The 14,901-nt window shown below is 61.1% G+C and carries 11 protein-coding genes and 1 pseudogene; 7 read left to right on the plus strand and 5 right to left on the minus strand.

Features of this window, described 5'->3' with window-relative positions; all coding sequences use genetic code 11:
• The first annotated feature begins 69 nt into the window (after positions 1–69).
• A complete protein-coding gene (mqo, locus tag MOP87_RS05100) occupies positions 70–1,710 on the plus strand; it encodes a malate dehydrogenase (quinone) (RefSeq protein WP_027914246.1) in 1,641 nt (546 codons plus the stop codon).
• A gap of 167 nt (positions 1,711–1,877) precedes the next feature.
• Here the strand turns inward: mqo and MOP87_RS05105 are convergent, their stop codons facing one another.
• On the minus strand, positions 1,878–2,213 hold the full coding sequence (locus MOP87_RS05105; RefSeq protein WP_049696427.1) for a helix-turn-helix domain-containing protein: 336 nt from the start codon (positions 2,211–2,213) through the stop codon (positions 1,878–1,880).
• A gap of 48 nt (positions 2,214–2,261) precedes the next feature.
• Here MOP87_RS05105 and xenA point away from each other — a divergent pair, with 48 nt between their 5' ends.
• The gene (gene xenA, locus MOP87_RS05110; protein WP_027914248.1) at positions 2,262–3,353 is read left to right on the plus strand and encodes a xenobiotic reductase XenA; all 1,092 of its coding nucleotides are present in this window, start codon (positions 2,262–2,264) and stop codon (positions 3,351–3,353) included.
• Positions 3,354–3,430: 77 nt separating this feature from the next.
• Here the strand turns inward: xenA and MOP87_RS05115 are convergent, their stop codons facing one another.
• From MOP87_RS05115 to MOP87_RS05125, 3 genes and pseudogenes are all read right to left on the minus strand, one after another.
• Positions 3,431–3,610, minus strand: coding sequence for a hypothetical protein (locus MOP87_RS05115; protein ID WP_242810565.1), 180 nt, complete (start codon positions 3,608–3,610; stop codon positions 3,431–3,433).
• Positions 3,611–3,895: 285 nt separating this feature from the next.
• Positions 3,896–4,042: pseudogene (locus MOP87_RS05120) on the minus strand (RHS repeat-associated core domain-containing protein); the annotation flags it as partial.
• A 304-nt stretch (positions 4,043–4,346) separates the two neighbouring features.
• Positions 4,347–5,243 (minus strand): LysR family transcriptional regulator, encoded by an 897-nt coding sequence (locus tag MOP87_RS05125; protein WP_242810189.1) that lies wholly within the window; start codon positions 5,241–5,243, stop codon positions 4,347–4,349.
• A gap of 141 nt (positions 5,244–5,384) precedes the next feature.
• Between MOP87_RS05125 and moaB the strand changes: the two genes are divergently transcribed.
• Positions 5,385–5,900 carry a molybdenum cofactor biosynthesis protein B gene (moaB, locus tag MOP87_RS05130; RefSeq protein WP_196110497.1) on the plus strand — a complete coding sequence of 172 codons (516 nt, stop codon included), beginning with the start codon at positions 5,385–5,387 and terminating at the stop codon, positions 5,898–5,900.
• A 132-nt stretch (positions 5,901–6,032) separates the two neighbouring features.
• Here moaB and MOP87_RS05135 read toward each other — a convergent pair whose 3' ends face one another.
• On the minus strand, positions 6,033–10,718 hold the full coding sequence (locus MOP87_RS05135; RefSeq protein ID WP_242810190.1) for a DUF6543 domain-containing protein: 4,686 nt from the start codon (positions 10,716–10,718) through the stop codon (positions 6,033–6,035).
• Positions 10,719–10,967: 249 nt separating this feature from the next.
• On the opposite strand from MOP87_RS05135, the gene ihfB reads away from it, so the two are divergent.
• The 4 genes from ihfB to MOP87_RS05155 all read left to right on the plus strand — a co-directional run bounded on the left by ihfB (position 10,968) and on the right by MOP87_RS05155 (position 14,842).
• The gene (gene ihfB, locus MOP87_RS05140) at positions 10,968–11,267 is read left to right on the plus strand and encodes an integration host factor subunit beta (protein ID WP_023536263.1); all 300 of its coding nucleotides are present in this window, start codon (positions 10,968–10,970) and stop codon (positions 11,265–11,267) included.
• Between the two features lie 18 nt (positions 11,268–11,285).
• Positions 11,286–11,549: a lipopolysaccharide assembly protein LapA domain-containing protein gene (locus MOP87_RS05145; protein WP_023536255.1), complete on the plus strand. Its 264-nt coding sequence runs from the start codon at positions 11,286–11,288 to the stop codon at positions 11,547–11,549.
• Between the two features lie 102 nt (positions 11,550–11,651).
• On the plus strand, positions 11,652–13,085 hold the full coding sequence (locus MOP87_RS05150; protein ID WP_242810191.1) for an MBL fold metallo-hydrolase: 1,434 nt from the start codon (positions 11,652–11,654) through the stop codon (positions 13,083–13,085).
• 314 nt (positions 13,086–13,399) lie between these two features.
• Positions 13,400–14,842 (plus strand): mannose-1-phosphate guanylyltransferase/mannose-6-phosphate isomerase, encoded by a 1,443-nt coding sequence (locus MOP87_RS05155; RefSeq protein ID WP_027914253.1) that lies wholly within the window; start codon positions 13,400–13,402, stop codon positions 14,840–14,842.
• The last annotated feature ends 59 nt before the right edge of the window (positions 14,843–14,901 follow it).

Genomic DNA, 14,901 nt, shown 5'->3' on the forward strand with positions numbered 1-14,901 from the left:
GCGCTGAAGAACACGCGTTACCTGGGTCAGCCACAGGCCCACCTCCGTTCTCCTGACTGGAATTGATCAATGTTCAAGAAAGCTGGCAAGACCTTGCTGGGTCTGGCTGTCGCTGCAACTGTCATGCACGCACACGCCGCAGAAACCAAGAAAGTCGACGTACTGTTGGTCGGCGGCGGCATCATGAGCTCCACCCTGGCCGTCTGGCTGCACGAGCTGGAGCCGAGCTGGTCGATGGAGATGGTCGAGCGCCTGGACGGCGTGGCCGAAGAAAGCTCCAACGGCTGGAACAATGCCGGTACCGGTCACTCCGCGCTGGCTGAGCTGAACTACACCCCCGAAGACAAAGACGGCAACATCAACATCTCCAAGGCCATCGAGATCAACGAAGCCTTCCAGATTTCCCGTCAGTTCTGGTCCTGGCAGGTACGCCAGGGCGTGTTGAAGAACCCACGCGCGTTCATCAACACCACGCCGCACATGAGCTTCGTGTGGGGCGACGACAACATCAAGTTCCTGAAGAAGCGCTATGAAGCGCTGCAGGCAAGCCCGCTGTTCCGCCCGATGCAGTACTCCGAAGATCACGCGCAGATCGCCAAGTGGGTCCCGCTGATGATGGAAGGCCGTGATCCGGCCCAGAAGCTGGCCGTCACCTGGACGCCAATCGGCACCGACGTGAACTTCGGCGAAATTACCCGCCAGTTCGTCGGTCACCTGCAGACCCAGCAAGGCTTCGACCTGAAGCTGTCCAGCGAAGTGCAGGACATCAGCCGCAACAAGGACGGCTCCTGGCACGTCGAGTACAAGAACCTGAAGGACGGTAGCAAGTCGGCTACCGATGCCAAGTTCCTGTTCATCGGGGCCGGTGGCGGCGCGTTGAAGCTGCTGCAGAAGTCCGGTATTCCGGAAGCCAAGGAATATGCAGGCTTCCCGGTGGGCGGCTCGTTCCTGGTGACCGAGAACCCAACCGTTGCCATGCAGCACATGGCCAAGGCCTACGGCATTGCTTCCACCGGTGCACCGCCCATGTCGGTACCTCACCTGGACACCCGCGTGCTCGACGGCAAGCGTGTGATCCTGTTTGGCCCGTTCGCGACCTTCTCGACCAAGTTCCTGAAGAATGGCTCGTACCTGGACCTGCTCAGCAGCACCACCACCCACAACCTGTGGCCAATGACCCGTGTGGGCATCGACCAGTATCCGCTGGTGGAATACCTCGCAGGCCAGCTGATGCTGTCTGACGACGACCGTTTCGACGCGCTGCGCACCTACTTCCCGAATGCCAAGAAGGAAGACTGGAAACTGTGGCAGGCCGGTCAGCGCGTGCAGATCATCAAGCGTGACGAAGAGAAGGGCGGCGTGCTGAAGCTGGGCACCGAAGTGGTGGCCTCTCAGGACCGCACCATTGCAGGTCTGTTGGGCGCCTCGCCAGGTGCATCGACTGCTGCGCCGATCATGCTGAACGTGCTGGAAACCGTGTTCAAGGAGAAGGTCGCTACTCCAGAGTGGCAGGCCAAGATCAAGGAAATCGTCCCAAGCTACGGCACCAAGCTGAACGACTCGGCCGCTGCTACTCAGAAAGAGTGGAACTACACCGCCGAAGTGCTGCAATTGGCCAAGCCGCCGGTCATCGACGAAAGCGTCGGTACCAGCGCAGTCGCGCCAAGTCAGCCGGTTGAAAGCAAGCCCGAGAACGACATGGCCCTGTAATTCACGGCCCTGATGTAATCGAAAAGCCACGGGGGTCACCCCGTGGCTTTTTTTTGCGCGGTTTACGGCAGGCAGGGCGCAGGCGAGGTCGCGCCTTCGCAGGCATTCGGCAGCCTTGAGGGTGCAGGAGGCGATTGCTTAAGAGAATCCGGGCAAGCGCAGGTCGCTCAGACCTGGCGCAAAATGCAGTCCAGCAACCCCGGAAAACGCTCCCCGAGCATGTCGCTGCGCAGCGAGTTCATGTGCGTGGTGCCCACATTGCGAGTGTGTACCAGCCCTGCGTCCCTCAACACACGAAAATGGTGGGACATGCTCGACTTGGGCCTCCCTCCGTCCAGCTCGCCGCAACTGGCCTCGGTCACCCCAGCAAGATGGCGGACGATGCCCAGGCGCACCGGGTCGCTCAAGGCGTACAGCACGCGTTCGAGAATAAGGTCATCAGGAGTGGGATGTTTGTAGGCTCGCATGGTCTGCATGATACCGGGGCTTTTCATTATTGCCATAGTTCGATTATGATCGAACTACAGTATTCAATGATCCTGGAGTGTTCCATGGCAGCCCTGTTCGAACCCTATACCCTCAAAGACGTCACCCTGCGTAACCGCATCGCCATCCCGCCGATGTGCCAATACCGCGCTGAAGACGGCATGATCAACGACTGGCACCACGTGCACCTGGCTGGCATGGCCCGAGGCGGCGCCGGTCTGTTGGTGGTCGAGGCCACGGCGGTATCGCCCGAAGGCCGCATCACCCCAGGCTGCGCCGGTATCTGGAGCGATGCCCATGCCCAGGCGTTCGTGCCCGTGGTGCAGGCGATCAAGGCGGCCGGCTCCGTGCCCGGCATCCAGATCGCCCACGCCGGTCGCAAAGCCAGCGCCAACCGCCCATGGGAAGGCGATGATCACATCGCAGTCGATGATCCACGTGGCTGGGAAACCATCGCCCCGTCGGCCATCGCCTTCGGTGCCAACCTGCCCAAGGTGCCGCGCGCCATGACCCTGGACGACATCGCCCGGGTCAAGCAGGACTTCGTCGATGCAGCGCGCCGTGCACGCGACGCCGGCTTTGAGTGGATCGAGCTGCACTTTGCCCACGGTTACCTGGGCCAGAGCTTCTTCTCCGAGCACTCCAACCAGCGCACCGATGCCTACGGTGGCAGCTTCGAGAACCGCAGCCGGTTCCTGCTCGAAACCCTGGCAGCGGTACGCGAAGTGTGGCCTGAGCACCTGCCGCTGACAGCTCGTTTCGGGGTGCTGGAATACGATGGGCGTGACGAGCAAACCCTGGAAGAGTCCATCGAGCTGGCGCGCCGCTTCAAGGCCGGCGGCCTGGACCTGCTGAGCGTAAGCGTGGGCTTCACCATTCCCGATACCAACATTCCATGGGGCCCTGCCTTCATGGGCCCGATTGCCGAGCGCGTACGCCGCGAAGCCGGTATCCCAGTCACCTCGGCATGGGGCTTTGGCAAACCGGAGTTGGCCGAGGCGGCCGTACGGGCCGAGCAACTGGACCTGGTCTCGGTCGGTCGTGCTCATCTGGCTGACCCGCACTGGGCGTATTTCGCGGCCAAGGAGCTGGGCGTGGAAAAGGCTGCCTGGACCTTGCCAGCGCCCTATGCACACTGGCTTGAGCGGTATCGGTGATCGGGCTGGGGCTGCGCCTGCAGCCCCCCATCTTTACTTCGGCTTACCAACGTGGGTAGATCAGACACGGCTGCGCTTCAAACCTCAGCTCTGATCGCACCATTGACGAGACGGGGTTGAGACGGTGTGACAGGCGCACGCTGTGGCTGTGGCTGTAGAAGATCAGGGTAGGATTCAAGGTTCTCCTGCCACTCCAACGTCCCGACCAATTCAATGGCTTTTTTATTGTGAAACGCAGCCAGCGCTTCGGCTTCCATTGCGCGCACCTTTGCGCTTTTAGCATCCTTTTTTAGCTGTGAAGCCTGGGCTCGCCACTCCAACTTCAGGTGGGGCGTCGGCGCTCGGGTGCTTTGCGACAGGTGGTGGGCCGCAGCTTTGCGAAGACGAGCTACCTCAGCTCGATGCAATGCTGCCTCCTTCAGCTTGTGCTTCCGAGCGACCGTATGGCCGGCAAGTTGCCCGTGGCGATAGTCCGAAATGCGCTGAACTGTTCGTGGAGGTCTTGTACGACCATTGAAAACGGTCAGGACGGTAGGGGCTCGCCCCGATGGGTCGCGCAAATTTACAGGGTCGGCTTTGCAATAGGCATAACCATTCAGCCCACCTTGCTCAAACGGGGTCAGTGTATCCACTGACAAGAATCGCATCAGCGTAGGGCTGAAGCTTCTTACTCCATTCCCGAGCGGGTAAATGCTTGCCCTGTAGTCATAATGTTGACCTACGAATGCTACGAGTGAACAGCTGTGGCCGAAGCCCCAGGGTAGGTATGCAGCACGTCGTAGATCAATCCCAAAATGCGTATGCATATGCAGTGAGTCCATTTCAGGAAGACTGCCTCGAGCCTTGCCAGGTAATGACATTCAGGCACAGCATAGGTGACGAGGTCGGCCCTTCGACACTGTCATTTTTGGTAGGCCAAAGGACCTCTACGTTCGCTTACTTAGACTGTGCGTTATAGGTGCTGTCATCTAGATCACCCAACTGAGATCCGCGCTAATGAGCCAGGGTATTTTGCAATATTGCCTGCGCCTCGGCGAAGCACTGCTCGGCAATTGCCGAGCGGGGCTCGCTGCGGCGCAGTAGCAGGCCTACCGGGCTGTGGATGGCGGCATCGGTGACCGGCACGATGCGCAGGTGCTCGCTGAGGCTTTCCAGGCCGCAGCCCAGCGGCATGATGGCGCAGCACAGGCCAGTGGCGATGGCCTGGATCAGCTGAAAGCTGGAGTCGCTTTCCAATACAGCATTCGGTTCCAGGCCGCGGCTACGGAAGCTCAAGTCCAGCGACTGCCGGTAATGCATCCCCTTGCTCAACAGGCCCAGTGGCGTATCGCCCAGCTGGTCCCAGCGCAGGCTTTGGGCGTCGAACTGAAAATGCCGGGTATCGTGCAGCAGGCCCATGGTCGTGGTACCCAGCTCGATGACGTCGAAAAACTGCGTGTTGACCTGGTCCAGGTAGCAGATGCCCAAGTCCAGTTGGTTACGGCTCAGGCCGTCGATCACCTGTTCGGAGCTGAGCGAGCTGAGCTCGAAGTGCAGGCCCGGGTACTTGGCCCGCAACGGCAGCAGCAGTTGCATCGGGTTGAAACTGGCCAGCGGCACCGTGCCCAGGCGCAGGCTCCCCACCACTTGGCCGCGGCAATGGGCCGCCTCGGCGTGCAAGCCGTCATGGGCGGCCAGCAGGGTCCGTGCCCAGGCCAGGATGCGTTCGCCGGCCTCGGTGAACCCTTCGAACCGCTGACCGCGCTTGACGAGCACCAGGTCCAGTTCGTCTTCCAGGTTGCGCAGGCGCATGGACAACGTGGGCTGGGTGATGTGGCACAACGCAGCCGCCTGGCCAAAATGGCGAGTCTGGTCGAGGGCGATGAGAAACTTCAGTTGCTTGATATCCATGCCTGCGCCTGCTAAAGGGTTGCGCCGACAGTAACGTACCGTGGCGATAGATGCCATTGATCGAGCCGTTTGCGCTATCGATTGGACGCTGGCAGCGCATGTTACTAGCGTGACCGCCACCTCATTGGAAGGAGCTGTGCTGTGCGTGTTCAACCTGATGCGGTGTTCGTGCCGCTCAACATCGCTGTCTTGACCGTCAGCGATACCCGCACTGTCGAGAGCGATACCTCAGGTGCGCTGCTGGCGGACCGCTCGGTGGACATGGGTCACCACCTGATTGCACGGGTTCTGCTCAAGGATGATCTTTACAAAATCCGCGCTCAGGTGGCGACCTGGATTGCCGACGAGCAGGTGCAGGTGGTGTTGATCACAGGTGGCACAGGCTTTACCGGCAGGGACACCACCTTGGAGGCAGTCGAATGCCTGCTGGAACGGCGCGTGGACGGGTTCGGCGAGCTGCTGCACGCCCTGTCCATTCTGGATGTCGGCTCATCGGCCGTCCAGCGCCGCGCCTTGGCAGGGCTGAGCAATCATACGCTGGTCTGTTGCCTGCCAGGTTCTACCGGGGCCTGTCGTACTGCCTGGGAAGGCATCCTTGCCGAACAGCTCGACGCCCGACACCGGCCCTGCAATTTCGTCAAGCACGTGCGGCTTTAGCAGGAGCGGGTGCCTACCAAAGATCCCTGGCTCAGCAGCATTGATCGACCTTTGAGCGACCTTGTCAGGGCGCCAAACCGGCTGCGCAAGAGCCCCAATCGCTCGCAGCCGTCAAGGCACCCCGGCGTCTGGTCAGTGGAAAGGAATCACCCCACGTGCCTGAGCATAGGTCAGGTTGCCTCGGTGAATCCGCAACTCCTCGCCCACGGCAGCGCTTCTGACCTGTTCCCTGTAACCCAGCTTGCGCTGCCGCCACAGTTTCAGATGACCTTTGCCGAACGCCGTCGGTGCGGCGGCCGCGTCATTGAAATGAAAGTGAGCGGCCCACAGGGGCTTGCCGCGCTCGCTGCCTGGCGCTTCGAGCACATCGATGCGGTACTCATCCAGATAACCTTCGGCCAGCGCCTGCCGCGGCCCTTGATAGGTCACCCGCACCAGCCCTTGCTTGTGCAAGTAGTGCAAGCCTTCTGCACTGGGAAAGCGTGTGGTGCTGTGCAGCTTGACCAGCACCTCGCGTTTGCCGTCGCGCAAGGCCACCAAGGCATCGTCCAGGCGTTGCAGCAGTTCAGAGTCCGCTTCACTGTCGGCTAGCTGATCGCGCAGTGTCTGCACTTCCCCTATTTGTGCATCGAGCATCGACGTCAATGAATGGCTATCGATATCTTCTTCGACCAGCTTGCGCGCTTTGGCAAGTACGTTCTGATTCTGAGCAAGCATCCCTTCAGCCAGCGCTTGTTCCTGACGTTCGCTTTCCGGTGTGGGCGCCCTGGGGGGTGATACCTTGCCCACAGCAGGCAGTTGTTCGACCCATGTGCCACTTTCTCGGGTGAAGGTATGCAGTGCCGTCTGGCTGAAGGTCCCGCGAACTTGCAGCACAGGCTGCCCATCCACGATCGACTCCGAACCGATCACCGTCTGGCCGGCCGCTGTCTTGGCCACCTGCAACGCCTGCCGACGGTACACCGGACGGGTGGTGGAGTGTTGCTGGCCGACGGCCTGCTCGCGTAATGCGATGACCAGCGCGTCGCCGGCCATGGTCTTGAGCTCGACCATCTGTTGTCGATACGCCTCGAGGCGCTCGATATCCACGAGCTCGCTGCCCAGCTGGGCAATACGCTGACTGTTGAGAATGGCGGCCGAATATTCATCCCAGGCACTCTGCAGAATATCGATACGCTGAGCAGTCTGCAGGTCGGTGAACAGGGACAGATGGTGAGCATTAGCGGCCACCCGCAGGCGCTCCCCGGCAAGTGCAGCCCTGAATACCGCGTAGTGCGCATAGTCTTGCAAGGCCTCAAAACGCAGCGCCATCTCAACCAGGCCCATGGCCTGGAAGAACCGTATGTTTGGCGTGGTGGTGGTGCGCGCTTCGATGATCTGGGCGATGGTCCTGTCCGCTGCGTGAGTGCTCGGTACCGTCATGTCCAAATCGGTAACAGCAAGCAGCCGATCGAGCGCCGCCATGTATTCGATGATCAAAGGCTGGTCGATAATGATGCTTTCAAGCACTTCCCGGTACTGGTCATACGCGGCTTGGCGCACCTCAGGTGGCGCGGCGTTGAGCGCCGTGGTCAGTCGGTCATACTCACTGAACCGACCGGTATGCAACTGCTCTTCGATGATGAACTGCCCATAGCCAATCAAGTTGCGCCTGACATCTGCCAACGCCTGCCGCTGTTCTGGCGCATAGCTGGTGCTGGCCATGTAGCTACGGTCATCGAACAGGGCAACCATGTTGCGCTCGGCCTCAAGGTAGCTCTGGAAAATCCCTACAGCGGATTCGATACGCTGGCGGCGCAAGTTCTTTATCTGCGCCAGCAACTCCGTATGCCGTTTGGCAAACAGCCCGGTTGCCCGCTCGAACTGGGCATGCTGTTCAGGATCTTGCGGCGGCGGTTGCTTGAGCCGCTCATCCACTTTCAGCCATTGAGCGCGAGCGGCCTCGATGCGTGGGCGCAGGCCTTCATATTCAACGGCGCCTCTTTCCGCGTCGGCGAGGCTTTTTTCGACCGCCTGCTGCGCGGTTCGGATCCGACGGACCAACCGCTCGCGCAAGCGCTGCTGAGTGCTTGAACCGGGTCGGTCCCCGCCGCCGCGCAGTCGCGTATCGATACGCCACCCTTGTGGGTCGCGTCTGATCAGTGGCCCCTGGCTGCCATCCGGCCCGACGATGCGGGTAAGCCCATCGGCCGAGTCGACCGCATAAGCCTTTCCTTGCAGCCGCACATAGCGCCCATGCTCAAGCTCGTACAAGCCTTCCAGAGGCCCTTGCTTGATCACCGACCCGCCGTCCAGGCTTACCGAGGCAGCCATGGCTTGCAATCGCGTGCGTTGAACCCCGGATAGCTCATTGAAACCCTGGGCGCCCCGCCATGCAAAATCGAGTTGTGTGGTCGCTTGCGCCTGCAGTGCCTCGACCGTGGACACACTGCCCGGCTCAGGCAATGGCAACGGATCGATATCGCCGCCCAGTCGCACCGAGGCTGGATCGATACTCCGCCCAGTCTGCGCCCCGGCGTGGGGCGGCTCCGTTCTGGGAAGCTGCGCATGGATCAGCACCATCAGTGTGTTGTTCAGCAGATCCACCACAGCTTGGGTTCGATCCGTAGCGCTGCCTTCAAGCAGCAGTTTCAGGTCCTCGGCTACTGCAGTCATACCGATGTACAGCAAGGCAATCGAAGAGATCGGCCCCGGTAGAGCGGGCGCGACCACGTTCAGCAACTGCCAGGCAAACGTCTTGATGGACTGCCAGCGTAACTCGCTGTTGCTCATGGCGCTGCGGTCGGCCAGTTCGAGCAGCATCGAGCGCTTGGCTTCGAACAGGTTCGAATCGATGTCATGGGTCCAGAACGTCAGCGCGAGTTCAACAGGGGCTGGCTTGCTCAGTGGCGCGTACGGATCGAACACCCAGTGGGGCAGATGGGGCTCTTTGAAGCCACCCTTGTCGTAAACGGCCCGGTGCGTTTGGTCGAGCCATGCCAGCACCTCTTCCTGCACGCGGCCGGGCTGGGCAATCTCCTGCATGAGGCCGTGCGGGTCCTTGAATTGTTTGAGCGCGCCCCTGTGCATCGGACAGTACAGCAACAGTGCGCCGCTATTGGCCACCTGGATGACGAAGAAACCGTGCGCCTTGTCGACCAACTGCGAGTCGGGCGAGCGCTTGAAGGCCAGGGGCGCGATGGCCAACGCCTTCTCATTGCTTGCGGGTAAACGGCAAAAGCTTGCCACCGCCGCATAGCTGCGTGAGTCGATATGCCCGGTACACAGCGCGAAGGCAGCATCGAGCATAAGGCCCAAGCGCCATTGCGCCGCAAAGGCGTTGAGGTGGCTGGCTTTGTACTGTTCATCCCCAAGCAAGCCATCGAGGTAGCGCGGATAGGTGCCGCCTATGTCTACAGTGGCAACCAACTGGCGCAGGTACTCGGGGTCAAGCCAGGAAGGGATCTGCCCATGGGTGCGATGGGCTACAGCGGCTACAGGGCTTGCGCCGGTTGCCTCAAGGCGACCGATGGCGTACTCGGTCAACGTCAGCGTCTTGCTTTCTATCAGCTGCGGGAAACCCAGCCCATGGCCGTCATTGGCGTAGGTATTGACGGTCAGTAACAGGTCATCCGCGTCGAAGGCACCGTCTGCAGGGTGATCGGCCAGCATCTGTTCGCGTAGCTTGCGCCGCGCATAGGGTTGCAGATCATCCGGTTCAGCAGGGGGCTGGGCATTTGCCTGGGAGGCCTGCAACACGCAAACATCTATCAGCGCCTGGAGATAGCGGCTCTGACTGTTGAAGTCGGCGTTCAACAATTTCTCAGGCAGATCGATGGCCAGCTTTTGAGTGGGCAGATCGGCTCTCTGGGCGAAGAACTGCGAGGGGTCGACCACGGCCTGGTAGGCAGACGCTAACTCATCCACCGTGTTCAGATCGCTCAACCGTACACGGTTCAACCGCGACAGCAGGATTTCAAGCAATACGCCGGACAACAAGGCAAACGCGTTACCGTCAGCTTCGTAGAGCGCCCACGAAAAACCGTCATCGGTCGCTGTCGGCCGGTACTGCGTCTGCAAGTAGGTGCCAAAGTCCTCTAGCGAGGTGAAACCTTTCACATCCCCTGCAGACGTGCACCAGAGTGTCACGTTGGCCACTTCGCTACTGGCGTTCACCAGCAGCCCAGGCAGCAGTTCACGGGTGCTGTCTTCGCCCAGGCGCCAATGCATGCGTACGGTGTGCACGGCAAAACCCTCGGTTCTTTCGAGCAGCAGATCCTGCAAGCATCGCTGCTCATCAGCGGTCAACGCCTGATCGGCCAACCCACTCAGAAGCCCGGCGCGAAGCACCTGTTGAACCCAGGTATCGTGATCGTTGCCGTTGCCTGCATTCCAGTAGTCGATCTGAGCCTGTGCAAAGCACGCATGAAGGGTCGGCAGAAACGCATTGAATGCATCGTTAAGCGTGCCGGGGTCGACAAGGTCATCATCGGCTGTTTCGAACGCATCGGGGATGGCAAAAAAGCGAAGCGGTGGTTTGAGGCTGAAGCGGTCCTGGCGGGAAAAATCCACCGGTGCGCCATCAAGAAAGCGTTGCAGCACAACCTCGACAAGCGGGGTAACTGTCCAGTAGCCGTCCACGTGCCAGCGAAGAAATTTCAGCGGTTCGGCCGTTTTCATGTCGGGGCGGTGAACGGCCACCTTGGGGTAATGCGCGATGATCAGGTTCATCAGTTGCTCGCCTACCACTTGGCGCAGGGTAGGGCGGTTGCCAAAGCGCATGGCGATGGCACGATTGAGGTCATGTGGTGCAGGTGGATGGGGGTGGGAAGAGGGCATGCTTGGAGCTCCTTGTGGGTTCTAACCACAATGTTCCAAGCGTGCCAAGGCACCCGGTGCTATCTATGTGCTGCACGGCGGTCAAGGCCTTTGGCTGCGCCCAGGCATGGCGCCGTGCTGTCTGCACTTGCCCGCCAGCCCGGACCAACATTCTTCGAATAAGTCAAGAACCGACCTGTTCAAATCCCTCGCACCGTGCTACAAACTGGTTAAGCAATGATCTAGCTGCTTGATAACGAAGGGAAAATCATGACGAAGTCGGAGCTGATCGAACGTATTGTCACCCATCAAGGGCTACTCTCGTCCAAGGACGTAGAGCTGGCCATCAAGACCATGCTTGAACAGATGTCACAATGCCTTGCTACCGGTGATCGCATCGAGATCCGCGGTTTTGGCAGCTTCTCGCTGCATTATCGGGCACCACGGGTAGGTCGTAACCCCAAGACCGGCCAGTCGGTCAGCCTCGAAGGCAAGTTCGTTCCGCACTTCAAACCCGGCAAGGAATTGCGTGATCGGGTCAATGAAGAAGAAGACGAGGCTCACACCTGATTTCCTAGGAGCAACCCAATGCGTAACCTCAAGCGTGCACTGGCAGCTGTCTTCGTTCTGCTGCTGGCGGCTGTAGTGCTGTTCTTCGTGCTGGAAAACCAGCAGACCGTAGCCTTGACCTTGTTTGGCTGGGTTGCGCCACAGGTGCCCGTGGCAGTGGTAGTGCTGGCAGCGCTGATCATTGGCCTGGCCGTTGGGCCTTTGCTGGGCGCCTATGGCGTGCAGCGCAGCAAGCGCAAAATCCGTGCTTCGGCCCGCGAAGCGGCGCTGAGCGGCAAATAAAGATTTTTCTTAGGTTGCTTTAGGAAATGCCTGCCTACTAAAGCAACGGTCACCATGGACTAATTGCTCACTTCGTTTTAGCCCCTGGCGAGAGTGCGCAGCATGGATTACCCCGGCCTAACCCACCACGGCGCGGTACGCGGCGTGACGGGTTCCTGCCATCAGCTTCATTTAGGCCCTGGCGTCAGCCTGCTGGTCGACTGCGGTGCCGAGCAGGGTGCCGATGCAACACCGGGCGCGCAGGGCAGCGCGCTCGGGTTCGACATCACTGGCATCCAGGCCCTGATCGTCACGCACGTGCACCTGGACCACGTAGGCCGCATTCCGGCATTGCTGGCCCAGGGGTACCGCGGCCCCATCCTCTGTAGCGAGCCCTCCGCCAGGTTATTGCCCCTGGTGCTCGAAGACGCCTTCAAGCTCGGCATCGACAGCACACCTGCCCAAGTGGCCCGCTACATCGCCCTGGTACACAACCTGATCGTGCCCCTGCCTTTCGGGCACTGGCATACCGTGGTTCAGCACCCGCAGGTGGCTTGCGCCATTCGCTTGCAGCGTGCGGGTCACCTCTTGGGTTCAGCCTACGTCGAATGCGACATCCAGCACGGGCCAAACAGCACGCGCTATGTATTTTCAGGTGACCTGGGCCCGGGCAACGACCCCTTGCTGCGCCCCTTGCAGCCCCCAGAGCACGCCGATGTGCTGGTGCTGGAAAGCACCTATGGCGACCGCCTTCACCCACCCACTGGTGATCGCGTCCAGCGACTGGAAGCGGCCATCGACCGCGCGCTGGCCGATCACGGCACCTTGCTGATCCCGGCCTTCAGCCTGGGGCGCACCCAGGCACTGCTCCATGACCTCGAAGATGTCCTGCACCGCAAGGCCTTGTTGGGCAAGACAGGCCCCTCGCCACAAGGCGAGCCCGTGTATTGGGCGCAGCTGCCGATCATTCTCGATTCTCCCCTGGCCCAGCGCATCACCCAGGCCTACCGCGACCTGCACCCTTATTGGAACGAGCAGGCCAGGGCGCGCCTGGCAGATGGCCGCGACCCGCTCGCGTTCGGCCAACTGATCAGCGTAGACACCCACGCCCGTCACCAGCAGGTGGTCAACTACCTCAAAAGCACCGGCAGGCCCGCCATCGTCATTGCAGGCAACGGCATGTGCTCGGGCGGGCGCATCGTCAATTACCTCAAGGCCATGCTGGGCGACCCCAGGCATGAAGTGATGTTCGTGGGCCATCAGGCCAAGGGCACGCCCGGTGCGGTGATCCAGGCCAGCGAACGGGGGCAGGGCCTGGGCCAGGTGGACCTGGAGGGGCAGTACTACAGCATCTGGGCCAAAGTGCTGACCCTCGGTGGCTATTCAGGCCACGCCGACCAGGCCGGCCTGGTCGCCTTCGCCACCAGCAGCGAGCGTGCCCCGGCGCGCATTGTGCTGGTGCATGGCCGGGCCGGTGCGAAAACGGCGCTGGCACAGGCGCTGCAGCGGCGCACGCAGGCGCTTGGCTGGCCAACCCAGGTGGAAATCGCAAGATAATGCGAGCGATTCACGGAACGATGGGCGCCGACGTTGTCTGATACACACCACGGCTCACCACCCCCTCGCGCGACCTGCCCGAGGCGATCACCAGGTAGGGCATGTCGGCCACGCTGGCCGCAGCCTGCGCGCAAGCTACAAAGCGTATTCTCTGGTATTCTTCGCCGTGATGCTTGCGTCTCGAGCCTATGGATAGCCAGAGATTACTCACGCTAGGCGCGTAACTTAGCGGCGTTGCGCTGTGCGCGACGACGATCAGAAATAAGACTCATGCTGGCCAATTGAACCATCAACTGGCTGTTAAGGATCCGAATATGGAATTGATCCCGGTTATTCTTTCCGGTGGCGTTGGCAGCCGTTTGTGGCCTGTTTCTCGTGAGGCTCACCCCAAGCCGTTCATGACCCTGCCCGACGGGCAAAACCTGATTCAGAAGACGTTCCTGCGCGCCTCCAAACTGGACGGCGTTGCAGAAGTTCTGACCGTCACCAACCGTGAACTGCTGTTCAAGACCGAAGACGAATACCGCGCCATCAATACCCAGGGCCACCCCCAGGGCTATATTCTCGAACCGTTCGGTCGCAACACCGCCGCCGCCGTGGCCGCTGCCGCCCTGCAACTCCAGCAGGTGCATGGCCCGCAGGCCTACATGCTGGTGCTGGCTGCCGACCACCTGATCCAGGACGAAGCGGCGTTCTCCCAAGCCGTAAACCGAGCGGTGCACCTGGCCGAGCAAGGTTGGCTGGTCACCTTCGGTATCAAGCCCCAGTACCCCGAAACCGGCTTCGGCTACATCGAAGCGGCCGCCGATGGCGCGCTGGACGGTGGCCTCAAGGTCGCACGCTTCGTCGAGAAGCCCGATGCCGCCACCGCCGAAGCCTATGTAGCCGCCGGCAACTATTTCTGGAACGCCGGCATGTTCTGCTTCCAGGTCGGCACCGTCATCGAGCAGTTCCAGGAACACGCCCCGGACGTGCTGCACGCCGTGGCCCAGACGCTGGAGGCCTCGCGCCACACCACCGCCAAGGGCTACAGCTGCATGGCGCTCGACCCCGACACGTTCGCCAATGTGCCTGACATCTCCATCGATTACGCCCTGATGGAGCGCTCGCGCAAGGTCGCGACCATTCCCTGCGACATCGGCTGGAGCGACATTGGGTCGTGGAACGCCGTCAGCGAACTGACCGCCCCGGACGAATCGGGCAACCGCTTCGAAGGCGAAGTGCTGGCCCACGCATCGAGCAACAACTACGTCACCACCGAAGACCGCCTGGCGGCCCTGGTCGGCGTGCAGGACCTGCTGGTGGTCGACACCCCCGACGCCCTGCTGATCGCCCACAAGGACCACGCCCAGGACGTCAAGCACATCGTCAAGCGCTTGAAAAGCGATGGCCACTCGGCGCACCTGCTGCACCGCACCGTGCATCGCCCCTGGGGCACCTACACCACCCTGGAAGACGGCGAGCGCTTCAAGATCAAGCGCATCGTGGTCAAGCCCAAGGCATCCCTGTCCCTGCAGATGCACCATCACCGCAGCGAGCACTGGATCGTGGTCAGCGGCATGGCCGTGGTGGTCAACGATGACAAGGAGCTGATGCTCAACACCAACGAATCCACGTTCATCCGCGCCGGTCACAAGCACCGCTTGCAGAACCCGGGCGTGATCGACCTGGTGCTTATCGAAGTTCAAAGTGGCGACTACCTCGGCGAAGACGACATCGTGCGTTTCGAGGACAATTACGGTCGTTGCGACGCCTGAGTCCAGGCTTTCCCGTCGGCCCGTCGTGCCTGGCCAGGCACCGGGCCGGTCTTCGGTCG

Origin of the sequence: Pseudomonas sp. I3-I5 (assembly GCF_022699445.1) — a bacterium.
Classification (GTDB): domain Bacteria; phylum Pseudomonadota; class Gammaproteobacteria; order Pseudomonadales; family Pseudomonadaceae; genus Aquipseudomonas; species Aquipseudomonas fulva.